Origin of the sequence: Halorubrum sp. Ea8, from assembly GCF_002252925.1 — an archaeon.
Taxonomy (GTDB): Archaea; Halobacteriota; Halobacteria; order Halobacteriales; family Haloferacaceae; genus Halorubrum.
This window is the reverse complement of the sequence record NZ_NHPF01000037.1, coordinates 1-21,795: the sequence shown is the minus strand read 5'-3', so window position 1 is coordinate 21,795 and position 21,795 is coordinate 1. Positions and strand designations below refer to the sequence as shown.

Here is a 21,795-nt window from a genome sequence, read left to right as displayed (position 1 = left end):
GCGAGCCGTCGCGGCTGGGGTTTCGGAGGTCTTCAGGGCTGCCTTCCGAGCAGCCATTTATAATCGAGCGGCCGGAGCGTTGGCGGTGACTGAGATCGTCCCTTTCTTTTAAGAACGATCCGCGTCCGAGTCGCGAGCAACACCTGCCGGACCGAAGATGTGTTAGTGCTCGGGGCCCAAATCAGCGTAATGGGAGTTCAGGAGCAGTACCCGTTCAACGTGGAAGCGCTCCGGGCAGACTTCCCCGTCCTCGACCGGAAGGTCGGCGGGGATCCGGAGTCGCCGGGACAGGGACCGGGCGACGACACGCCGCTCGTCTACCTCGACAACGCGGCGACCTCGCACACCCCCGACCCGGTCGTGGACGAGATCTCGGACTACTACCGGAGCTACAACGCCAACGTTCACCGCGGCATCCACCAGCTGAGCCAGGAGGCCTCCGTCGCCTACGAGGAGGCCCACGACGCGGTCGCCGACTTCGTCGGCGCCGCGGGCCGCGAGGAGATCGTCTTCACGAAGAACACGACCGAGGCGATGAACCTCGTCGCCTACGCGTGGGGCCTCGAGGAGCTCGGTCCCGGTGACAACGTCGTCCTCACCGAGATGGAGCACCACGCCTCGCTCGTCACCTGGCAACAGATCGGCAAGCGGACCGGCGCCGACGTGCGCTTTATCGACGTGACCGACGAGGGGCGGCTCGACATGGACGACGCGGCGGACCTCATCGACGACAACACGCAGATGGTGTCGGTCGTCCACATCTCGAACACGCTCGGCACGATCAACCCGATCGCCGAGCTGGCCGACCTCGCGCACGACCACGGCGCGTACATCTTCGCCGACGGCGCGCAGTCGGTGCCGAACCGCGCGGTCGACGTCGATGAGCTCGGGGTCGACTTCTTCGCGTTCTCCGCGCACAAGATGTGCGGCCCGACCGGGATCGGCGCGCTGTACGGCCGCGAGGAGCTGTTGGAGTCGATGCAGCCGTACCTCTACGGCGGCGACATGATCCGGCGGGTCTCCTTCGAGGACTCCACGTGGGAGGACCTCCCGTGGAAGTTCGAGGCCGGGACGCCCTCGATCGCGCAGGGGATCGGCTTCGCTGCGGCGATCGAGTACTTAGAGGAGATCGGGATGGACCGCGTCGAGGCCCACGAGGACCTCCTCGCCGAGTACGCCTACGACGAGCTGTCGGCGCTCGGCGGCGTGGAGATCTACGGGCCGCCCGGCGACGACCGCGGCGGCCTCGTCGCGTTCAACGTCGAGGGCGTCCACGCGCACGACCTCTCCAGCATCCTCAACGACTACGGGATCGCGATCCGCGCGGGCGACCACTGCACCCAACCCCTCCACGACGAGATGGGCGTCTCCGCCTCCGCGCGCGCCTCCTTCTACCTCTACAACACCGTCGAGGAGGTCGACGCTCTCGTCGAGGTCGTCGGCGAGGCGCGCGACCTGTTCGCCTGAGGCCCCCGCGCGTCGACGCGGGCGGCCGTTCGCTCGGATCCGCCGCGATACGCGAGGCCTGAGTGTGCCGAAACCGCCGGACCGGAGCGGCAAGTCGAAGACCACTAAGTAATCGCTTCTCCGGCCGCCCCCGAACCGTCGTTCGGTTCCGCTGTTCGACGCTCCCGGCTCGCATCGTTTCCACCGTCTGCCCGTCGATCGTCATCACAAGCGATCGGGCCGCTGGCAACCCGAGAGGCGTGACAACGGTGGTCGCACAATTATTATTACTATCCGAGTAAAAAATAGTAAAACGAGGGCGACGTCCGTTGCAATCGGCCGTAGCGGCGTTGCGAAGATATCACCCGTTCATGACCGACACTTCACCGTCCGCCGCCGCGCCCGATGCCCAGACAGAGATGCACGCCGCCGACCGCGACTCGACGCCGGAACCCGACTCCGTCGCGGTGCTTCACGTCGAACCCGACTCGCGCGCGGCGGAGCTGTTCGCGGCGTTCACGGACCGGTCGGTCGACGGGGTCACGGTCCGGTCGGTCGACGGGGTCGCCGCGGCGTTCGACGCGGCCGACGCGGTCGACTGTGTCGTGACCGAACAGCGGCTGCCGGAGGGCTCCGGCGTCGAGTTGGTCCGTCGACTCCGCCGCGACGGGAGCGACGTGCCGGTGCTGTTCCACACCACCTGTCGCGAGGGAGAGACCGAGGCGTTGGCGCTCGAAGCCGGCGCTGACGGGTACTTCACGAAGCGCTCGGAACGCGGGCAGTACGAGCGCCTCCTCGAACGGCTCCGCGAGCTCGTCGCCGGCAACGGCCCCCGAACCGCCGAGACGGCGGCGCCTCCGTCCGGGCCGAGGCCGGGCGCAGAGACCGCCGGATCCGAGGAGTAGTCGGTGTCCGACGCTCGTCGGCTCGCGGTCCCCGCGCCCGGTCGTCACAATCGACGGAACCCTTTTGACCCGCACTGGCCTATTTGAACCCGATATGGGACTGGGCTCGGACATGTACCGGCAGCAGATCCTCGACCACTACAAGAACCCGCGCAACTACGGTGAGCTCGAGGAGCCGGACTTCACGCACGTCGGCGAAAACCCCTCCTGCGGCGACACGATCCGGATGGACGTCGACCTCGACGAGGCGGGCGAGACGATCGAAGCGGTCCGGTTTACGGGCGACGGCTGCGCCATCTCGATGGCCTCCGCGAGCATGCTCTCGGAGCGGCTCCACGGGATGGCGGTCGAGGAGCTCCACGGGATGGACACCGACGACGTCACGGAGATGCTCGGCGTCGACATCTCACCGATGCGGGTGAAGTGCGCGGTCCTCGGCCGGCAGGTCGCGCAGGACGGCTCGAAGATCCACCGCGGCGAGCTCGACCCGGACGACCGCACGATCACCGAGGAGTAGCCGACGGCGGAGCGGCGGTCGCCGCCGCGCCCCGGTCGTCCCGAGCCCACCGGACTTTTGCTCGTCAACCACGTTCGTCCGCCCATGAGCGACGGGTTCGACAAGGAGGCCGAGCGCGAGAAGCTCCGCGAGAAGCTCGCGGACGACGAGGAGAAGCGCGAGCACACGCAGCGGATGTCGGAGCTCCTCTTGCAGGGGGCGACGATGACGAACCGCCACTGCGACGACTGCGGCGACCCCATCTTCCGGAAGGACGGGCAGGAGTTCTGCCCGACCTGCCACACGGTCGACGCCGCGGACGAGGGGAGCGCCGACCCGACCGCGGGCACCTCGACTTCGGCCGCGTCCGGAGACGTCGGCGCGGACGCGGTCGACCGCTCGCCGACGCCCCCGACTGACGGAGCGCCGTCCCCGGCGACCGGCGCGAACGGTTCGGCCGAGCCGCGGCGCCCCGACCGGGAGTCAACTGGGACGCCCTCGGAGCCGTCGACTGGGACGCCCTCGGAGCCGTCGACTGGGACGACCCCGGAGCCGTCGACCGGGGTCCCCGACCCGACCGCGGGCGCGTTCGAGAGCCCCCCGACGACGACTGCCGGCTCCGAGAGCGTCGCCGACGCCCGGGCGTCGCTGACGCGGACGCTCCATCGGTTCGCCGTCGCGGCCGAGGAGACGGACGACCCGCGGCGGGCGCGCGACCACCTACGGGCGGCCCGCGAGGCGGCCGAGGCGCTCTCGGCGCTCGACCGGTAGGGAGCGACGCGAGCGGACGCGGCGCCTCAGAACAGAGAGAGAACGCGAACGAGCGGTCCGAAGCCGCGGATACCCGATCCTTTCGAACGCGCGCCGTCAGGCGCCCGTCGCCCGCCCGGCCGGCTCCATCTCCTCCCAGCTGGGACGGCGGTCGCTCAACAGCGACCGGACGATCCGGACGACGGCGTCGGTCCCGTCGCAGCAGTCCACCTCGCCGCGCTCGACGCGCCGGACGAAGCGGTCCAGCTCCTCCAGCGTTACCGCTCCCGACGCGACGGCGCCGGTGATCGTCTCCGTTTTGCTCTCCATCGTCCGCACCAGATCGATCGGTGCGGTCGAACCGTCTCGGTCGATGCGCGATGCGACGCCGGGCTTCTTCGCGGCCATGTCTATTCTTACTACAACATGAGTTAATATATTACTACCGGTAACTGACGGGGTTCTGTCACGTGTCGTCGACGCGGTCTCGCCCCCCGCGTTCGACCGACGACGCGGCGCGTCCGCACGGAGCTCGCGGGCCGGCGAACGGCGCCGCCTCGAGCGAGACGCGTCGCTCCCGGCGTCTCCGTCTCAAGCTTCGGTCGCCGACTACCGCCCGCTCTCGACGGCCACCAGCATGTCCGTCGCGAGCTGCTCGGCGCGGTCCGGGTCGGCGGACTCGGCGTAGATCCGGACCTTCGGCTCCGTGCCGGAGGGACGCACGAGCACCCACGCGTCGCCGTAGTCGAGGCGGTAGCCGTCGGTGGTGTTCGGCTTCGCGTCGGCGGTCTCGACGTACGCCCGCGCCGCGGAGAGCATCTCGTCGCGCTCGGCGGCGTCGGCGTACTCCACGTTCCGGCGCACGAAGTGGTAGTCGGCGTAGGGCGCGACCACGTCGCTGACCGGCTCGCCGGCGTCCGCGAGCAGTTCGAGGAAGCGAGCGCCGATGTACGCGCCGTCCCGCGAGAGCCGGTACGGCGGGAAGAACAGCCCGCCGTTCCCCTCGCCGGCGACGGGTACGTTGACTCCCGCCTCGTGGAGCTCGCGCGTCCGGGTGATGATGTTCGTCGCGCCGATGGGGGTCAGCTCAAGGTCGGCGTCGTTCGCGTCGCAGACGTCGACGAGCCGCTGGGAGACGTTGACGGCGCTGACGACGCTGTCGCCGGGCTCCACGCAGGCGTCGGCCATCGCCGCGAACGAGGTGTCGCCGTCGACGAATCCGCCGTCCTCGTCGACGAAGACGGCGCGGTCCGCGTCGCCGTCGTGGGCGATCCCCACGTCGGCCTCGGAGGTCGCGACGAGCCGGGAGAGCGCTTCGAGGTTCTCCGCGATCGGCTCGGAGTCGCGACCGGGGAAGTGGCCGTCCGGCGTCGCGTTCACCGTCAGCACGTCACAGCCGAGCTCGCGGTAGATCCGCGGCGACGCCACCGACGCCGCGCCGTGACCGGGGTCGACCGCGACCGTTAGCCCGGCGTCGGCGATCGCCTCGCGGTCGACCGCGTCGAGCAGCTGGTCGACGTAGTCGTCGACGGCGCCGTCGACGGCCGTCGTCGCGCCGGCGGTCCGCCAGTCGGCGAGGTCGTACTCGTCGTCGAGGACGCGGCGCTCGACGCGTTCGAGCACGTCGACCGAGAGCTCGACGCCGTCGTCGCCGACGAGCTTGATCCCGTTGAACTCCGGCGGGTTGTGCGAGGCGGTGACGAGCACGGCCGGGACCCCCGTCGACTCGCAGTAGTTCCCGACTGCGGGCGTCGGCACGACGCCGAGTCGGTCGACGTCGCAACCCACGGCGGCGAGCCCGCTCGCGGCGGCGTTGACGAACAGCTCGCCGGTGGTGCGGGTGTCGCGGGCGACGGCGACCCGGTCGGCGTCCCACACCGATCCGGCCGCCTTCGCGATGTCGAGGACGAGCTCCGGCGTGAGGTACCGTAGCGCGACCCCGCGAATGCCGCTGGATCCGAACAGCTCCATGGCCGGTCATGGGCCGGCCGACGGGAAAGCGGTTCCGAACCCCGAGCGCGCCGAGGCGGTGCGGCCCGTCCGAGGGGGCGTCGGTCGCCCGAACGCGTGCCCTTGAAACCGGTCCCGCCCCTACGGTTCGCATGGAGCGCACGCGACGCGACCTGTTGGCGCGGACCGGGGCGACGCTGGCCGCGACGGGAGCGGTCGGCGCCGCCGGCTGCCTCGACTTCGCCGCCGGCGACGGTCCGCAGGGGCCCGAGGGGACCCCGGAGACGCTGTCCTGCGGGGACGACGAGTTCGTCCGGCTCTCGCAGCCGTTCGAGAAGGAGGTTGCGGGGACGCTCGTCGAGACGGCCGAGACGACCGTCGAACTGTCCGCCGAGGGCAACTCGGAGACGTACGGCCAGTCGCTCCGGTTGGTGTTGCGGAACACCGGCGACGAGCCCGCGACCGCCCTCGGGCGACACGCCTACTCGGTCCAGCGGGAGACCGCGGCGGGCTGGCTCGACGTCCGCGGCTCGACGACCGGAGAGGCCGTCGAGCTCCCCCGTACCGAGGAGGCGTTCGGCCCGACCGGGGCGTACAGCTGGTCGATCGACCTCGACGAGGAGGCGATCGCCTCGGCCGTCCCCGACCTCGACCTGACCGTCTGTCCGCCGCTCGGTCCCGGGACGTACCGGTTCGTCTACTGGGGTATCGTCGACGCGCCGCCGCTGGGGGCGCAGTTCGAGCTGATCGGGTGAGCGTCGCGGCCGCCGGATCCGGTTCCGGTTCCGGTTCGACCGGCGCGGTCGCCGCTTCCGATCAGAACTGCGTCCAGTCGGAGGGGCCGCCCACCCGCCCGCGGACGCGGAACTCGCGGTCGTCGCCCTCCACGCGCGTCTCGACCACGACCTCGAACGGCTCGTGAAGGGTGTGGACCACCTGCTCGTCGTGCGCCGTCGACCCGACGACGCCGACGAAGGGCCACCCCTCCCCCGACGTCTGCGAGGTCATGACGCGGGTGAATCGGTAGATGCGCTCGGGGTCCCAGTACATCAACAGCTGGGAGAGCGAGTAGAGGCCGACCGCGCGGTCGCGGCCGGTCGAGGACTCGACGACGTCGGTGAACTTGATCCCGATGTCGGTGAGGTTCCCGGCGCTGCCGACGTACTTGGTCGTCGGCGTGTCGTCGCGCTTGTCGCCCTGCTCGTGGGTGACGCAGTCGATGACGGTCACGTCGTCGCCGTCCAGTCCCGTGATCGACTCGTAGTCGCCGCGGACCTTCTCCGCGGTGCGGCCGGTCGAGATGACGACCGGTTCGTCCGTCCACTCGGCGAGCATCCGGTTGAACAGGTCGTACTTCCCGCTCATCGGGGGGCCGCTGACGAGCACGCTGTCGGCGTCGCGGACAGCGTCGGGAAGCACGGTCATGTGTCTGGGTTGAGGGGGTATCGCGTAAAACCCTTCCGAGGGATCACTTCCGCAGCATCGACGGGAGGTCGAGTGACGACGGGGGACCCTCTCGTGGCGGTCGCGTTAGTGTCAGACCCGTTATCGCTCCGGGCAGCGCGGCTCCGACGGGCGACTCGCGGGGCGTCCCCGCGGCGTCGACGAGCGTCTCCCAGACCTCCTCCGGGTCGTCCGCGTCGTCGGCGGCGTCGAGCGCCTTGGTCCGCCCCTCGTCGTACGCCAGTTCGACGAGGCTCCGGTCGTACGCGCTCGGGAACGCCTCCATCACGCGGTCGAGCTCGGCCGAGCGCCCGTTCCCGACGCCCGCCGCGACGCCGAGGGCGAACGCCCGTCGAACCGCCTCTTCGCGAGTGAGCTCGTTCCACTCCGTGCCGAAGGTCCGGTCGTACATCAGTGGGTCACCGTCGTGGCGGCGCCGACGCGGAGCCCGCCGTCCGTGAACTGAACGTCCTGTATGTCGGTGTCAACGTCGGTCCCGCGCATCTTCAGCACCTGGACCCCGCGCTGCATTCCGTCGTCCTCGAGGTAGTTGTGCATGAAGACGACGCCGTGCGCGAGGTAGTGCTCCTCCGAGTACGCGCTCGGGTCGGTCATCTCGGAGATGAGGAGCGTCGTCGCGTCGGTCCGCTTCAGCGAGGAGAGCAGCTGGATCGTCGTGTCCTCGTCGTCGTCGAGGAGGAACCGCAACAGCATGGTGGAGTCGAAGACGACGCGGTCGATGTCGCGGGAGTTGATGAAGCCGGTGAGCCGGTTCGTCACCCCGGAATGGTCCCGACGCTCGCCCGGGAGGCCGAAGAACCGGCGGCCGTCGGAGGAGAAGGAGTCGAGGAACGTGACTCGGTCCGTGTCGAGCGCGCGGTCGAACCCGAAGTCGTACCCGCTCATGTCGCGCCGGATCCCCTCCTTGGTCTCGTGCATGCTGATATACAGGACGTCCTCGCCGTTACGGGCGCCCTGCGCGGCGAACTGCGAGCAGAACGTCGTTTTCCCGCTGCCGGGAGGGCCGCTTACAACGTATAAACGACTCTCCGGGAAGCCGCCGTCCACGAGACCGTCGAACCCGGGAACGCCGCTTGTGACGCGCATACGAAGCCACTCGCCGGTCGGCGCATAAGGGTTGGCTCGCGTTTCTCACTGGTGAGAACTGTCGCGCCGCCGCCGTCGTCGCGACGCTCGTCCCGGCCCCGCGAGCTACGCCTCGGCGTCTTCGGGGACCACGTCGGCGGCGTCGATGTCGCCGACGTCCTCGACGTCGGGGGAGACCCAGACGACGAAGCGGTCGTCGGACTTGACGATCCCGCGGATCCCCTCGTCGTCGACGGTCGTGCCCCGATCGACGTCCTCGGGGGCGACGTCGCGGACCTGGAACACCTCGTCGACCATCCAGCCGACGGTACCGCCCTCGTCGATCTCGGCGTCGTCGAACACGACGATGCGCTCGCGCGGGCCCTCCGCCGCGATGTCGAACAGCGTCTTCGGGTCGACGATCGTCGTCGTCCGCCCGCGCAGGTCCATCACGCCCTCGACGTGGTCCGGCGAGTTGGGGATGCGCGTCAGCTCGCCGGCGTCGACGATCTCGTCGATGACGCCGATGTCCAGACAGTACGTCCCGTCGCCTAGTCCGAACTCCAACACCTTCGTGGGCTCGGCCTCCGTCTCGGTGGCTGCCATGGCCTGACCTGCGGCGAAGGGGCCAATAACCGTGTCCCCTGAATTATCAGGGGTGATTACTGGGTCCGTGGATTTATGCTGATTCTGGGCCCGCTATCGCACATGAGTAGGACGACGGATCGGCGGGGCGGTCGCGACGACTCCTTACGAGTGGTTGTCGTCGACGACTCGCCGTTCATGCGGGGCCTGATCGCCGATCTCCTGACGGATGCCGGAGTGGCGGTGGTCGGCGAGGCCGGCGACGGCGCGGAGGCGCTGTCGGTGGTCGCCGAGACGCGTCCCGACGTGGTGACGATGGACGTCGAAATGCCGGGTATGGGGGGGCTGGAGGCGGTCGAGCGCCTGATGGACGAGACGCCGACGCCCGTCCTGATGCTGTCAGCGCACACGGCCGAGGGCGCGGAAGTGACGTTCGAGGCGCTCGAACGCGGCGCGGTGGACTTCTTCTCGAAGCCGGGCGGCGAGGTATCCACCGGCGTCTCGCGCGAGTCCGACCGGCTGGTCGAGGCGGTCAAGTCGGTCGCCGACGCCGACCTCGACGCGGCGACCCGGGACCGACGAGAGAGCGACGCCGACGGCGCCGCGAGCGATCCGTCGCCGGGCGCGACCGCCTCGGCCGGCGCGAGCGGTTCGCCCGGGACCGCGGCCGTGGACGTCGACGGCCCGCTGACGGTCGTGATCGGTTCGTCGACGGGCGGGCCGAACGCGGTCGAGCGCGTGATGTCGGCGCTGCCGAAGGCGGACTGTCGGATCGTCATCGTCCAGCACATGCCGGAGGCGTTCACCGCTCGGTTCGCCGACCGGCTCGACGCCGCCTCGGCGTACGACGTGCGCGAGGCGAGCGACGGGGCGCGGATCGGCCCCGGCGAGGCCGTCGTCGCCCGCGGCGGGAGCCACACGCGAATCGACAGCTACCGCGCCGGGCGGCTCCGCGTGAAGCTCGACGAGGACGACTCGCAGTCGGTGACGCCGGCCGCCGACGTGACGATGCGCTCGGCCGCCGAGGTCGTCGACGACCCGCTGGTCGGCGTCGTGCTGACGGGGATGGGCTCGGACGCCGCCGAGGGGATCCGGGCGATGGCCGACGCCGGCGCCCGGACGATAGCACAGAGCGAGGACACCTGCGTCATCTACGGCATGCCGAAGCGCGCGGTCGAGACGGGCGGCGTCGACGAGGTGCGCGACCTCGACGACGTCGCCGGCGCGATCGTGCGGGGTGGGGCCTGATGGACTCCCACCGCGCCGCGTTCGTCGCCGAGGCGGAGGACGGCATCACGGACCTCAACAACGCCCTGCTCGCGCTGGAGGCCGACCCCGAGGACGCCGAGGCGATGGACGACGTGTTCCGCGTCGCCCACACGCTGAAGGGGAACGCCGCGGCGATGGGGTACGACGACGTCTCCGACTTCGGGCACGCCCTCGAGGACCTGCTCGACGCGGTCCGACAGGGCGACCGCGAGGTGACGCCCGAGCTGATGGACCTCCTGTTCGAGGGGGTCGACACCGTCGAGGCGATGGTCGCGGAAATCGCCGACGCCGGCGAGGTCGCGACCGACCCCTCGGATCTGGAGGGCCGCCTCCGGGAGATGGAGGAACACGGGACCGTCGGCGGCGACTCGGCGGCCGACGGCGACGACGCGACCGACGGCGACGACACGGTTGCCGAAAATGGCGACGACGACGCGGCCGACGGCGACGACGTCTCCGTCCCCGATCTCCCGGCGGCCGCCGCGGGGCTCGACGCCCCCGTGGTGTACGCCGACGTGACGATCGGCGAGACGTCGATGGCCGGCGTCGACGCCGCGCTCGTCCTGCAGGCGCTCGACGGCCAGTTCGACGGCCACGTCACGGATCCGGACCCGGACGCGCTGGAGGAGGGCGAGTACGACGAGGGGTTCGACGCGTTCGTCGCCGGCGCCGACCCCGACGTGGTCGCGGAGGGGCTCGGCGCGCTCACGCAGGTCGAGTCGGTCGCGACCGCGCTCGCCGCCGCGGAGACCGGTGACGCCGCCGACGCGGAGACCGGTGACGCCGCCGCCGCGGAGACCGGCGACGCCGTCGCCGACGGCGACGAGTCGAGCGCGCAGGCCGAAAAGGCGGCGCCGGCGCCGACCGAAGAGACCGGCCCCGGCGAGGGAGAGACGGCCGAGGGTGCGCCCGACGGCGAGCCGGCGGAGTCCGATACGACGCCCGCTCCGGACGGCGACGCCGATTCGGCCGGCCAGCCGGACTCGCAGTCCGAGACGACCGACCGCGACGAGATCAAGTCGATCCGAGTCGACGTCGACCAGGTCGACGAGCTGTACGGGCTCGTCGAGCAGCTGGTGACGAGCCGGATCAAGCTCCGGCGCGAGCTGGAGGCGGCGGACGCCGAGTCGGACACGCTGGACGAGCTCGACAAACTCGCGTCCAGCCTCCAGGACACGGCGATGGACATGCGGCTCATCCCGTTCTCGCAGGTGTCGGACTCGTTCCCGCGGCTCGTCCGCGACATCTCGCGGGACCTCGACAAGCGGATCGACTTCGAGATCGAGGGCGACGACGTGGAGCTCGACCGGACGATCCTCACGGAGATGCGCGACCCGCTCGTGCACGTCCTGCGGAACGCGGTGGACCACGGGATCGAGTCCGCCGAGGAGCGCGAGGCCGCCGGCAAGGATCCGACCGGACACGTCAGGCTCACGGCCGAGCGCGAGCGCGACCACGTGATAATCGAGGTCGCCGACGACGGCGGCGGACTCGACCCGGACCATCTCCGCGAGAAGGCGGTCGAGGAGGACGTCAAGAGCCGCGAGGCGGTCGAGGCGATGGAGGACGACGAGGTGTACGACCTCGTCTTCCACCCCGGCTTCTCCACCGCGGAGGAGGTCACCGACGTCTCCGGGCGCGGGGTCGGGATGGACGTCGTCCGGACGACCGCCCGGGACCTCGACGGCTCCGTCGCGGTCGAGAGCGAGCCCGGCGAGGGAACGACGGTCCGGTTCCGCCTCCCGGTCACCGTCGCCATCGTGAAGGTGATGTTCGTCGACGTCGGCGGCACGGAGTACGGCATCCCGATCAAGTCGATCGCCGAGGTCGCCCGCGCCGACGACGTGGAGGAGGTCCACGGCGACGAGATCGTCCGCCACGAGGACGACCTCTACCCCGTGATCCGACTGAACGAGCGCCTCGCGGAGAGCGGCGCCGCGGCGGTCGGCTCGGGAATCGGCGACGGATCCGGAGAGAGCGACGCCGGAGCGGAGGACGGACCGCCGGCGAACGCCGAGGCCGCGGTGAGCGACGCCGAGGCCGCATCGACCGACGGCGGCGTCACCGACGAGGGGATGCTGGTGCGGATCCGCGAGGAGACCCGGCAGGTCGCGCTCCACTGCGACGCGGTGCTCGACCAGGAAGAAGTGGTGGTGAAACCCCTCGACGGGCCGTTGTCCGGGACGCCGGGACTGAGCGGCACGGCGGTCCTCGGCGACGGCGACGTCGTGGCCGTTCTCGACGTGGTGAGCCTATGAGCAGCGAGACCGCCTTCGAGGGCGTCCTCCGTCAGATCGACGACACCGTTCCGTTCGAGCCCGGCTACTACAACGAGTCGTACCTCGACCGCCGGATCACGGCGCGGATGCGCCGCCGCGACACTGAGTCGCACGCGGAGTACGAGCGCCTGCTTCGGGAGGACGACGAGGAGCGGCGTGCGCTGATGGACGCGCTCACGATCAACGTGACGGAGTTCTTCCGCAACGCCGAGATGTGGGACGTCCTCCGCGACGTGCTCCGCGAGCGGACGAGCGAGCAGCGGCGGGTCCGCGTCTGGTCGGCTCCCTCGGCGGACGGTCGAGAGCCGTACTCGGTCGCGATGCTCGCCTGCGACGACCCCGAGATCGACGAGTCGCGGATCGAGGTGCTCGGCTCCGACATCAGCGAAGAGGCGCTCGACAACGCCCGCGACGGCGTCTATCACACGACTCGGACGACGGACATCGCGGAGGAGCTGGAGCCGCTCTCGGACCCCGACCGCTACGTCGAGCGCGACGGCGACACGTTTCGGGTTCGGCGGGCGGTCCAGCGGCTCGTCGACTTCGAGACGCACGACCTGATCCGCGACGGCGCGCGCGACCCGTTCGACGTCGTGCTGTGTCGCAACCTCCTGATCTACATCGACGTCGACCACAAGGGCGCGCTGTTCGACACGCTCGAGGCGTCGATCGCCGACGACGGCGTGCTCGTGCTCGGGATGACGGAGAGCGTCCCGCCGGGGCGGTCCGACAGGTACGAGCCGATCGACAAGCGCCGACGGGTGTTCGGGAGGGTCTGATGTCCCTGTACCAGTACGCCCGGGACGGGAACGCGGAACGGCTCAGGGACGCGCTGAGCAGCGACAGCGCCGCGGTCCGGCGCCGAGCGGCCGAGTTTCTGGGGGAGGTCGGCGACGTCGACGACCAGGCGACGGTCGAGGGACTCCTCCGGGCGGCGACGAGAGACGACGACGCGGAGGTCCGCGGCGCCGCGGTCGACGCGCTCGACGAACTCGGACAGGCGGCGCTCGAACAACTGCTCGAGGAGCTCACCGGCACCAGCGGCTCCGAGGCGGAGTGGGTCACCGCCCGCAAGTTCGCCCGCGCGCTCAAGGCCGACCGCCCGGAGCTCCGGATGGCCGCCGCGAACGCGCTCGGCGGGCTCGACGACGCCAGCGGGCTCCAGCACCTCGTCGAGGCGCTCGACGACGAGGACCCCCGGGTCAGGCTGCGAGCCTGTCAGGCCTGCGGGACGTTCGCGGACCCGCGGTCGGTGCCGGCGCTGACGGAGCGGCTCGACGACGGCGATCCGCGGGTCAAGCGCGCCGCGGCGAACGCCCTCGGGAACGTGGGGACGGACCAGGCGCTGTCGCCGCTGCTCGACCTCCTCGACGACGGCGACGAGTCGCTCCGGCGGATCGCCGCCGGCGCGCTCGGGAAGGCGAACAACCCCGAGCCGGTTGAGCCGCTGGCGCGCGCGCTCGGCGACGAGAGCGCGGTCGTCCGGAACGCCGCGGTGTACTCGGTGATCGAGCTGCTGTCGAACGTGCCGACCGAGCAGAGCCACGCGGTCCGCGACCGCGTCGTCTCCGAGCTGAAGTCGGCGGACGACGCCACGGTCGTCGAGCCGCTCGTCGAGATCCTCACGGACGGCCAGCAGAGCCGCCAGCGGCGGAACGCGGCGTGGATCCTCGGTCGCGTCGCGGAGCCGGAGTCGGCGCTCGCGGTCGAGGCGCTCGCGGACGCGCTCGCCGACGAGGACGCGCAGACAGCTCAGTTCGCGGCCACGAGCCTCAAGAGCCTCGGAGGCCCGATCGTCGAGGACCGGCTGCTCGACCGGCTCGGCACCGAACACCCGGAGGACGCGCGGGCGAAGGCGGTGTTCGTCCTCGGGCAGATCGGCGGGCAGGAGACGCTGAACCGGCTCGAAGACCTCACCGACGACGAGAGCTCCGCGGTCCGGCAACGGGTGTTCTCCGCGGTGTCCAAGCTCCGGGCGGGGGGACCGTAGATGTCCGACGGCGGCGGCGAGTACAAGGTGACGGACACGCAGGGTCGCTTCGCGGTCGCCGTCCGAGAGGGTCGGAAGGTGAGCGACGTCTCGTGGACGCCGGGGCGGGTGCTCCTCTCGAACCGGCGGCTCATCCTCGCCGGCAACGACGGGAAGCGAACGATCCCACTCTCGGAGCTCCGGGGGCTGGGCGGGCGCCACGACGCCAACCAGTCGGTCGCGCGCGTCTCGAACTACGTGAGCTTCGACCTCGGAAACCAGGTGCTGTTGGTCGCGGCGTCGGACCACGAGGCGTTCGAGCGCGACGTCTACCGGGCGCTGCTCGACCAGCGGACGGTGACCGCCAAACACCCCGCGATCGAGGGCGGCGTCGTCCAGGAGACCGAGTGGGAGCAGGCCCGCGTGAAGATCGACGAGAACGGGCTCAACGCCGCCTTGGAGAGCGGCGCGTTCGTGAAGTTCGACCTCGACGATATCAGCGGCCTCGACGCGGCCAAACGCACCGTCAACGGCGAGAAGAAGCCCGTCATCGAGGTGTCTCACACCGACGACGAGGGCACCAGCATCGAGACGCACGTCGCCGGCGATCCCAACCGGATGCGGTTCGTCGAGGCGTGGCTCCGGAAGGGCGAGGAGCGCAGTTCGACGAACGTCGACCTCTCCAGCCGCGACCGGGAGGTGTTGATGGCGCTGTACTCCGGCGTCTCGCCGTTCGAGATCCCGTCGTTCCTCGGGATGGACGTCGACGCGGTCGAGGAGACGTTCGAGCGGCTCGTCGAGCTTGACGTGGTCGAGGAGGTGCGGGTGCGCCGCGAGGTGGCGCTCAACTCCCGCGGTCGGAACATCGCCAGCGAGGCGATGAACGAGCAGTGAGCGGTCGGACCGATCGCTGACGGACCCGAGCGAACAGCCGGCGCGGTCCCTCTCGCGGCGGTGCGCCGGGCTCCCGCCTCGGCCGCCGCGGACGACGGCTCAGCTCACGGGCGCGCTGGCCGCGGTATCGCTTATAAATCGACGGAGCGACCGCGTCGAACCACGCTTAAGTCGCCGCCCGGCCGAGTGGGGACATGAGCTACGAGGCCGTCTGTTTCGACCTCGACAACACCCTGTACCCGTATCCGCCCTGCAACGAGGCCGGCAAGCGGGCGGCGCTCGCGGCGTTCCGCGAGCGCGGGTACGAGATGGACCGCGAGGCGTTCGACGAGCTGTACGCGACCGCGCGACTGGAGGCGAAGCGCGAGACGGCCGGCACCGCAGCCTCTCACGACCGGCACATCTACTTCAAGCGCGCGCTCCGGCGCCACGCGGGCGAGCGGGACGCCGCGACCGCGCTCGCGCTCGGCGACGCCTACTGGGAGGGGTACGCGTCCGAGATGCGGCTCTGTGACGGCGTGGAGTCGGTCTTCGACGCGCTCGCGGCGGCGGGGGTCGATGTCGCGGTCGTGACCAACCTCACGACCCGAGTCCAGCTGCAGAAGCTCGCTCGACTGGAGATCGACGACCGGATCGACCGGCTCGTCACCTCCGAGGAGGTGGGCCGCGAGAAGCCGAGCGCGCTGCCATTCACGACCGCCCTCGCGGCGTTCGACTGCCGGCCGAGCGAGGCGCTGATGGTCGGCGACAACGTCGACGCCGACGTCGCGGGCGCGAACGCGGTCGGGATGGACACCGCCCTGTTCGACGCCGGCGGCGACGTGCCGGCCGACGACGAGCTCCCGGAGCGGCGGCGACCGGACTACCGCCCGGACGCCTTCGCCGACCTGACGGAGGTGGCGCCGTGAGCTGGGACCCGATGGATCCCGACCCCGACCTGCTCCGCGACGCTCGCGAGTCCGTCGTCGAGTACGCGCCGGCGCTCGCCGGCCTGACGCCCGGCCGGACCGGGAACCTCAGCGTCCGCGACGGCGACGCGGTCGCGGTGACGCCGACGGGCGTGCCGTACGACTCCTTCGACGCCGACGACGTGCCGGTCGTCGGCCTCGACGGCGAGCGCCTGGCGGGCCGGATGGCACCGTCAAGCGAGGTGCCGATGCACACGGGGATTTACAAGCACGACCGGCCGGGCGCGATCGTCCACACCCACTCCCCGTGGGCGACGACGATGGCGACGCTCGGCCGGCGGCTCCCGCCGGTCCACTACATGATCGTCTCGGTGGGCCGGGAGGTGCCGCTCGCGGATTACGCGCCGTACGGGACCGAGGAACTGGCCGCGAACGTCGTCGCCGCGATGGCCGAGGCCGACTCCGACGCGGCGATCCTCGCGAATCACGGGCTGGTGGTGACCGGGCCGGACCTGGAGACCGCGGTCGAGAACACGCGCCACGTCGAGGACCTCTGCCGACTCTACCTCCGGGCGTCGGCGGTCGGCGAGCCCACCGTCCTCACCGACGACCAGCTGGCGACCGTCGAGGAGCGGTTCGAGAGCTACGGCCAGCAGCCGGACTCGGAGTAGGGCGGGACGCGGAGTGAGGCCGGACTCTCGGCCAGTCGCCCGGTTATATAAATACCCGGCCGGTTACCGGATCGATATGACCGAGCACGAGCCGGCGGCCGCGGTGCGCGAGACCGCCGAGGAGATCGCGACGATGGAGATCCGCGGGGCGGCGACCATCGCCTCCGCCGCCGCCGAGGCGCTCGCCGAGCAGGCGCGCGCGGCCGCGAAGAGCGGGCGGACCGCGAGCGACCCGACGGCGTTCCGCGCGTCGATGCGCTCCGCGGCCCGCGACCTCCGCGAGACCCGCCCCACGGCCGTCTCGCTGCCGAACGCCCTCCGGTACGTCCTCCAGCGGATGGAGGGCGACGACGTCGATCGGCTCCGCCGGAGCGTGGTCGACGCGAGCGAGGCGTTCGTCCGCCAGCTCGACCGCGCGCAGGAGGACCTCGGGCGGGTGGGCGCCAACCGCCTCGCCGACGGCGACACGGTGATGACGCACTGTCACTCGACCGACGCGCTCGCGTGCATCGAGGCGGCCGTCGAGCAGGGGAAGTCGATCTCGGCGGTCGTCAAGGAGACGCGTCCGCGACAGCAGGGCCACATCACCGCGGAACAGCTCCGCGACGCCGGGGTCCCGGTCACGCTCATCGTCGACTCCGCGGCCCGGCGCTACCTCGACGAGGTCGACCACGTCGTCGTGGGGGCCGACTCGATCGCCGCCGACGGGGGCGTGATCAACAAGATCGGCACCTCGGGGCTCGCGGTCAACGCCCGCGAGCGCGGCGTTCCGATCATGACCGCGGCCCAGACGATCAAGCTCCACCCGGAGACGCTGACGGGTCACACCGTCGAGATCGAAATGCGCGACGAGAGCGAGGTGATCGGGACCGAGGACCGCGAGGAGATCGGCGAGATCGCGGTCGAGAACCCCGCCTTCGACGTGACGCCGCCGCGGTACATGGACGCGATCGTCACCGAGCACGGGCAGTTCCCGCCGGAGAGCATCGTGACGCTCATGCGGGAGCTGTTCGGCGAGGGGGCCGCGGAGCCGTGGGCGGAGCCATGAGCGGGAACGGAGAGAGGAGCGGGAACGGAGAGAGGAGCGGGAACGGAGAGAGGAGCGGGAACGGAGACGGGAGCGAGAACGGAGACGGGAGCGAGACCGGGCGCGACGACTGGGAGGAGGAGGTCGCGGAGTGGGACGAGGAGGTCTCCGAGTGGGAAGCGGAGGACGCCGAACCGGGCGACGGCGCGGGAGCGCCGGGCGGATCCGGGCCGGTCGGCGACGACCCCGACCTCGCGCCGGAGGAGTCGAGCCGCGTGCCGAAGGTGATCGCCGCGGGTCACATCAACTGGGACGTGACGATCCACGTCGACCGACTGCCGGAGCCGGACGGCGAGACCCGGATCGAGCGGCTCGAACAGTCCGGGGGCGGCAGCGCCGCGAACGTCGCGGTCGGGCTCGTCGACCTCGGCGGGCAGTCCGTCGTCTACGGGAGCGTCGGCGGCGACGAGTCGGGCGCGCTCGCGCTCCGCGAGCTCGCGAGCGCCGGCGTCGACCCCGGCCAGGTGCTCGTCGACGCCGACGAGCCCACCTCGGTGAAGTACGTGATCGTCGACGGCGGCGGCGAGCTGCTGATGCTGGCGAACGACGGCGCCAACGAGTCGTTCACCGCGGCCGGGCTCGACCGCGACACCCTGACGGCGGCCGACCACCTCCACCTGACGGGACAGCAGCCGGAGACGGCGGCCGCGCTGGCGACCGCGGCGGGCGAGGCGGGCGCGACCCGCAGCTTCGACCCCGGGCGGCGCGTCGGGGACCGGGAGTTCGAGGCCGCGCTCCACGCGGCCGACGCCCTGTTTCTGAACGCTCGGGAGGCGGACGCGCTGGCCGACTCGACCGACATCGACCCGTGGGAGCCGACGGACCGCGTGGTCGCGATCAAGCTCGGGGACGAGGGCGCGACGGTCCGGACGCCGCACGGCGACGTCTCGCATCCCGGCTTCGACGTCGACCCGGTCGACACGGCCGGCGCCGGCGACGCCTTCGCGGCCGGATTCCTCGGCGCGGCCCTCCGTGAGCCCGACATCGTCGACGGCGGATTCTCGCACGACCCGCGCGACTACCAGGTGCCCCTGCTCGTCGGCAACGCCTGCGGCGCGATCGCGGCCGAGACGGTGACCGCCCGCGCGAGCCTCTCGTGGGACCGGATCCGCGAGGCGATGGGCGACTCCCCCGAGTCGGACCTCCTGATAGAGGTGCGCGTCTAGGCGGCCGCGGCCGCGCGCGGCGACGCCGGACTACCCCGCGTAGTCGAACGCGACCGCGAGGTCGTCGGCACCGAAGAAGACGAACCGGTACCGGCCCGGTACCAGATCGGGGCAGACCCGCAGCGCGTCGGCGTGGGGACCGCCCTCGATCAGTCCCGTCTCGGTCATCTCGAACTCCCACGCGAGCGTTTCGCCCGGCCGAACGGCGATCGCCTCGTCGGTGTAGTCGAACGTGGCACCCTCCTCGCCGCCGCGGACCTCGGTCCACCCGGCCTCGGTCCGTAGTTCGAGGTTGTACTTCCCCTGGTTCCCGACGTGTCTCTCGCGCCCGGAGACGTTCGTCAGCTCGATCCGGACCTCGTCGCCGCGCTCGAACGCGGCGGCCTCGCCGGCGTCGTCCGGGTCCACGACGCGGAGTTCGAGGCCGCCGTCCCCGTCGACGCCGCCGCCGGAGCCCCACGACACGCCGTCCTCGTAGACGGCGGGATGACGCCGGAAGTCGTCCGCCCCGCAGTCGAACCCGTCGGGGACCGCCTCGGGGTCGCCGTCGGGGCGGACGTACCCGGCGAGTCGCTCGGGGTCGAGCACGCCGTCCTCGCCGGTGACTTCGGCCGTCTCGCCCCAGCCGTCCGTCACCGACACTCGGACCGACTCGGGGAGCGCGTCGGTCGTGACCCGGAGGAAGGCCCCGGAGAAGGTGATCGCCTCCCCGCAGGCGACGTCCTCGTCGCCGGGGCCCTCGACGGTCGCGCTCGCGACGAGGGTCCCGTTCTCGACGGCGACGTCGGCGAACGCGATCGCGGCGTGACAGGTCGTCGGCCCGACCGACTCGACGTACGCGAGCGCCGACTCGTCGAAGTCGGTCGCCTCGACGAACGCGACCGTCTCTTCAGGCGCCTCCCGGAGCAGCCACGCGGCGTCGCTCTCATCGGTGATCAGCGCGGCGAATCCGCGGCGCTCCTCGCGGCTCCACGCCGGGCCCGAGAGGGCGCCGCCGACCTGATGCACCTCGGTCTCGGGGTCCGGATCGCTGTCGTCGTCGCCGTCACCGCCGTCATCCCCGTCTCCTCCGTCGGTACCGTCGCTCCCGCCTGCGCCGTCGCCGGCCCCCGGATCGCCTCCGCTCGTACAGCCGGCGAGCGCGGCGACGCCTCCGGCGCCGAGACCGCACAGGACCGTCCGCCGCGTGCGTCGGATCATGGCCGTCGCTACGCGGGACGCGCATAAGGGCTTCCCGTAGGCACAAACGCTTCTCTGTGCTATCTCCGGCGCTCAGACGCTCCCCGGCGTTCGGAACAGGTCGCCGAGGGCGACGCCCTCGGCGTCCCGCTCGCCGCGGTCGAGGCCGGCCGCGAGCCCGAGCCCGAGCGCGACCCGCGCCTTCGACGCCGGGAGCGGGCCGGCGAACGTCACGCCGCGCTCCGCCAGCGTGACCGCGCCCCCGGGCGTCCCGTACACCGGGTCGGTCGGTCCCGCCGGCGGGCGGCCGGCGACGACGACGGGCGTCTCCGGGAGGGCGTCGGCCACCGCGTCGCCGATCGCGGCGGTCGCGTTGCCGAGGCCGGTCCCCTCGATCACGAGCCCCCCGACGCCGGCGTCGACGGCGCGCTCGACCGCGCCGGCGCCGACTCCCGTTCCGGAGTGGACCACGGGGACCTCGGGGACATCGTGGGCGCTTTCGATCGCGTCCGCGAGCGGGTCGACACCGACCCCGCGCCGCGGCTCGCGGACGAGCCGCGACCCGGCCCGGGTGAACGTCGCGACCGGTCCGGCCCCCGGCGAGGTCATCGTCGAGAGCGCGTTGCTGTGGCCCTTGATCACGTCGCGGGCCGCGTGGAGTTCGTCGTCGAACGCGACGTGAACGCCCGGCGCGAACCGGTCGTCGGCGGCGGCGCGGACCGCGAGCGTCAGATTCGCGGGCGCGTCGCTGGAGACCTCGTCGAGCCGGCGCTGGGCGCCCGTGACGACCACCGGCGCGTCGAGGTCGGTGAGGAGGTCGAGCGCGAAGGCGGTGTCCGCGAGCGTGTCGGTGCCGTGGGTGACGACGACGCCGTCGGCGCCCCCCGCGACCGCCTCGCGCGCCGCGTCCGCGGTCGCGAGCACGTCGCGCCACCGCACGTCGAACCCCGGCTGCGAGCAGACCTCGCGGGCGCTCACGGTCGCGTACCGCTCGACGCCCGGGACCGCCGCGACGAGGTCGTCGCCGGTCTTCGCCGGCGCGGCGCCGCCGTCGTCCGGCTCGGACGCGATGGTGCCGCCGCAGGCGACGACGGCCACTCGCGGTTTCGCCCAGCCGTCGGCCGCGGTCCGTCCCCCGTTCCGCGCTCCGCGTTCCGCCGTCGGCTCCGTGTCCGTCATACCTCCCCGTTCTCCCGGAGGACCAAAGCGGTTGGTCCCGCGGCAGCCGCGCCGGACCCGGTGCCGATCGGGGGCGACCGGCGGTCGTCCGCTCGGCTCTCGCGATCACGAGAGAAAAGGATTAGAGAGACGTATAAACGGTTAAAATGATTTTGTGCCCGTGTTAAAACGTTCGTAACCCGTCGAGAAACGTGGTGAAATTCCCCGAACCCTCTGCTGGATATATGGGGTCCCCAGACATACACGAAACTGTCAATGTCTATCCCCGCCCCCACGCGCCTCGCCTCCGGCCGACAGGTCGCCGGGCTGATGACCGGCACCCTGAAAGCCGCCGCCTTCTGGGCCGCGATCGCCATCCCTGCCACGTACCCCGCCCTGCTGTACTCGGGGCTCGACGGCGGCACCGGACGGCTGTTCGTCGCCCTGCTGTTCGCGAACGCGCTGGCGCTCGCGCTCGGCCACGACTACAAGCGCTGACCGCGGACCGGCAGCGCCGAGGCGTCGCCCTCCAGACGCACCGAACCGTCCGACCA

At 71.5% G+C, this 21,795-nt stretch carries 23 protein-coding genes; 15 read left to right on the top strand and 8 right to left on the bottom strand.

The window, feature by feature from the left end:
• The first annotated feature begins 189 nt into the window (after positions 1–189).
• The 4 genes from DJ74_RS03000 (at position 190) to DJ74_RS02985 (ending at position 3,618) form a co-directional block, all read left to right on the top strand.
• Positions 190–1,467: an aminotransferase class V-fold PLP-dependent enzyme gene (locus tag DJ74_RS03000; RefSeq protein WP_094526313.1), complete on the top strand. Its 1,278-nt coding sequence runs from the start codon at positions 190–192 to the stop codon at positions 1,465–1,467.
• A gap of 350 nt (positions 1,468–1,817) precedes the next feature.
• Positions 1,818–2,351 (top strand): response regulator, encoded by a 534-nt coding sequence (locus DJ74_RS02995; RefSeq protein ID WP_094522230.1) that lies wholly within the window; start codon positions 1,818–1,820, stop codon positions 2,349–2,351.
• A gap of 94 nt (positions 2,352–2,445) precedes the next feature.
• Complete coding sequence (sufU, locus tag DJ74_RS02990; protein WP_094522229.1) at positions 2,446–2,868, top strand: Fe-S cluster assembly sulfur transfer protein SufU; 423 nt, start codon at positions 2,446–2,448, stop codon at positions 2,866–2,868.
• 84 nt (positions 2,869–2,952) lie between these two features.
• Positions 2,953–3,618 carry an Sjogren's syndrome/scleroderma autoantigen 1 family protein gene (locus tag DJ74_RS02985; protein WP_094526312.1) on the top strand — a complete coding sequence of 222 codons (666 nt, stop codon included), beginning with the start codon at positions 2,953–2,955 and terminating at the stop codon, positions 3,616–3,618.
• A 96-nt stretch (positions 3,619–3,714) separates the two neighbouring features.
• Here the strand turns inward: DJ74_RS02985 and DJ74_RS02980 are convergent, their stop codons facing one another.
• A complete protein-coding gene (locus tag DJ74_RS02980) occupies positions 3,715–4,005 on the bottom strand; it encodes a hypothetical protein (protein WP_094522227.1) in 291 nt (96 codons plus the stop codon).
• Between the two features lie 201 nt (positions 4,006–4,206).
• A complete protein-coding gene (glmM, locus tag DJ74_RS02975; protein ID WP_094522226.1) occupies positions 4,207–5,568 on the bottom strand; it encodes a phosphoglucosamine mutase in 1,362 nt (453 codons plus the stop codon).
• A gap of 131 nt (positions 5,569–5,699) precedes the next feature.
• Here glmM and DJ74_RS02970 point away from each other — a divergent pair, with 131 nt between their 5' ends.
• On the top strand, positions 5,700–6,302 hold the full coding sequence (locus DJ74_RS02970) for a hypothetical protein (protein ID WP_094522225.1): 603 nt from the start codon (positions 5,700–5,702) through the stop codon (positions 6,300–6,302).
• A gap of 61 nt (positions 6,303–6,363) precedes the next feature.
• Here the strand turns inward: DJ74_RS02970 and DJ74_RS02965 are convergent, their stop codons facing one another.
• From DJ74_RS02965 to DJ74_RS02950, 4 genes are all read right to left on the bottom strand, one after another.
• The gene (locus tag DJ74_RS02965; protein ID WP_094526311.1) at positions 6,364–6,972 is read right to left on the bottom strand and encodes a hypothetical protein; all 609 of its coding nucleotides are present in this window, start codon (positions 6,970–6,972) and stop codon (positions 6,364–6,366) included.
• Positions 6,973–7,015: 43 nt separating this feature from the next.
• Positions 7,016–7,402, bottom strand: coding sequence for a hypothetical protein (locus tag DJ74_RS02960; protein WP_094526310.1), 387 nt, complete (start codon positions 7,400–7,402; stop codon positions 7,016–7,018).
• Positions 7,402–8,097, bottom strand: a complete 696-nt coding sequence (locus tag DJ74_RS02955; RefSeq protein WP_094526309.1) for an ATPase domain-containing protein — start codon at positions 8,095–8,097, stop codon at positions 7,402–7,404. Before DJ74_RS02955 ends, DJ74_RS02960 begins: the two co-directional genes overlap by 1 nt.
• A 105-nt stretch (positions 8,098–8,202) precedes the next feature.
• The gene (locus tag DJ74_RS02950; RefSeq protein ID WP_094526308.1) at positions 8,203–8,682 is read right to left on the bottom strand and encodes a chemotaxis protein CheW; all 480 of its coding nucleotides are present in this window, start codon (positions 8,680–8,682) and stop codon (positions 8,203–8,205) included.
• Between the two features lie 102 nt (positions 8,683–8,784).
• Between DJ74_RS02950 and cheB the strand changes: the two genes are divergently transcribed.
• The 9 genes from cheB (at position 8,785) to DJ74_RS02905 (ending at position 18,904) form a co-directional block, all read left to right on the top strand.
• Positions 8,785–9,909: a chemotaxis-specific protein-glutamate methyltransferase CheB gene (cheB, locus tag DJ74_RS02945; RefSeq protein ID WP_176451297.1), complete on the top strand. Its 1,125-nt coding sequence runs from the start codon at positions 8,785–8,787 to the stop codon at positions 9,907–9,909.
• Complete coding sequence (locus DJ74_RS02940; protein ID WP_094526306.1) at positions 9,909–12,188, top strand: chemotaxis protein CheA; 2,280 nt, start codon at positions 9,909–9,911, stop codon at positions 12,186–12,188. Before cheB ends, DJ74_RS02940 begins: the two co-directional genes overlap by 1 nt.
• Entirely contained in the window at positions 12,185–12,988 is an 804-nt protein-coding gene (locus DJ74_RS02935) for a protein-glutamate O-methyltransferase CheR (protein WP_094526305.1), read from the top strand. The genes DJ74_RS02940 and DJ74_RS02935 overlap by 4 nt, the downstream gene beginning before the upstream one ends.
• Positions 12,988–14,199, top strand: coding sequence for a HEAT repeat domain-containing protein (locus DJ74_RS02930; protein ID WP_094522217.1), 1,212 nt, complete (start codon positions 12,988–12,990; stop codon positions 14,197–14,199). The genes DJ74_RS02935 and DJ74_RS02930 overlap by 1 nt, the downstream gene beginning before the upstream one ends.
• Positions 14,200–15,072 (top strand): CheF family chemotaxis protein, encoded by an 873-nt coding sequence (locus DJ74_RS02925; RefSeq protein WP_094522216.1) that lies wholly within the window; start codon positions 14,200–14,202, stop codon positions 15,070–15,072. It begins immediately after the preceding gene.
• 194 nt (positions 15,073–15,266) lie between these two features.
• Complete coding sequence (locus DJ74_RS02920) at positions 15,267–15,980, top strand: HAD family hydrolase (RefSeq protein WP_094526304.1); 714 nt, start codon at positions 15,267–15,269, stop codon at positions 15,978–15,980.
• Positions 15,981–15,991: 11 nt separating this feature from the next.
• Entirely contained in the window at positions 15,992–16,651 is a 660-nt protein-coding gene (locus DJ74_RS02915) for a class II aldolase/adducin family protein (protein ID WP_094526315.1), read from the top strand.
• A gap of 76 nt (positions 16,652–16,727) precedes the next feature.
• The gene (locus DJ74_RS02910) at positions 16,728–17,699 is read left to right on the top strand and encodes a ribose 1,5-bisphosphate isomerase (protein ID WP_094526303.1); all 972 of its coding nucleotides are present in this window, start codon (positions 16,728–16,730) and stop codon (positions 17,697–17,699) included.
• On the top strand, positions 17,696–18,904 hold the full coding sequence (locus DJ74_RS02905) for a carbohydrate kinase family protein (protein ID WP_094526314.1): 1,209 nt from the start codon (positions 17,696–17,698) through the stop codon (positions 18,902–18,904). Before DJ74_RS02910 ends, DJ74_RS02905 begins: the two co-directional genes overlap by 4 nt.
• A gap of 30 nt (positions 18,905–18,934) precedes the next feature.
• Here DJ74_RS02905 and DJ74_RS19010 read toward each other — a convergent pair whose 3' ends face one another.
• Together DJ74_RS19010 and DJ74_RS02895 are read right to left on the bottom strand one after the other, a co-directional pair.
• Entirely contained in the window at positions 18,935–20,104 is a 1,170-nt protein-coding gene (locus DJ74_RS19010; RefSeq protein WP_094526302.1) for a hypothetical protein, read from the bottom strand.
• Positions 20,105–20,176: 72 nt separating this feature from the next.
• On the bottom strand, positions 20,177–21,262 hold the full coding sequence (locus DJ74_RS02895; protein ID WP_094526301.1) for an asparaginase: 1,086 nt from the start codon (positions 21,260–21,262) through the stop codon (positions 20,177–20,179).
• 255 nt (positions 21,263–21,517) lie between these two features.
• Here DJ74_RS02895 and DJ74_RS02890 point away from each other — a divergent pair, with 255 nt between their 5' ends.
• Entirely contained in the window at positions 21,518–21,739 is a 222-nt protein-coding gene (locus DJ74_RS02890) for a hypothetical protein (RefSeq protein ID WP_094522210.1), read from the top strand.
• Positions 21,740–21,795 lie beyond the last annotated feature (56 nt).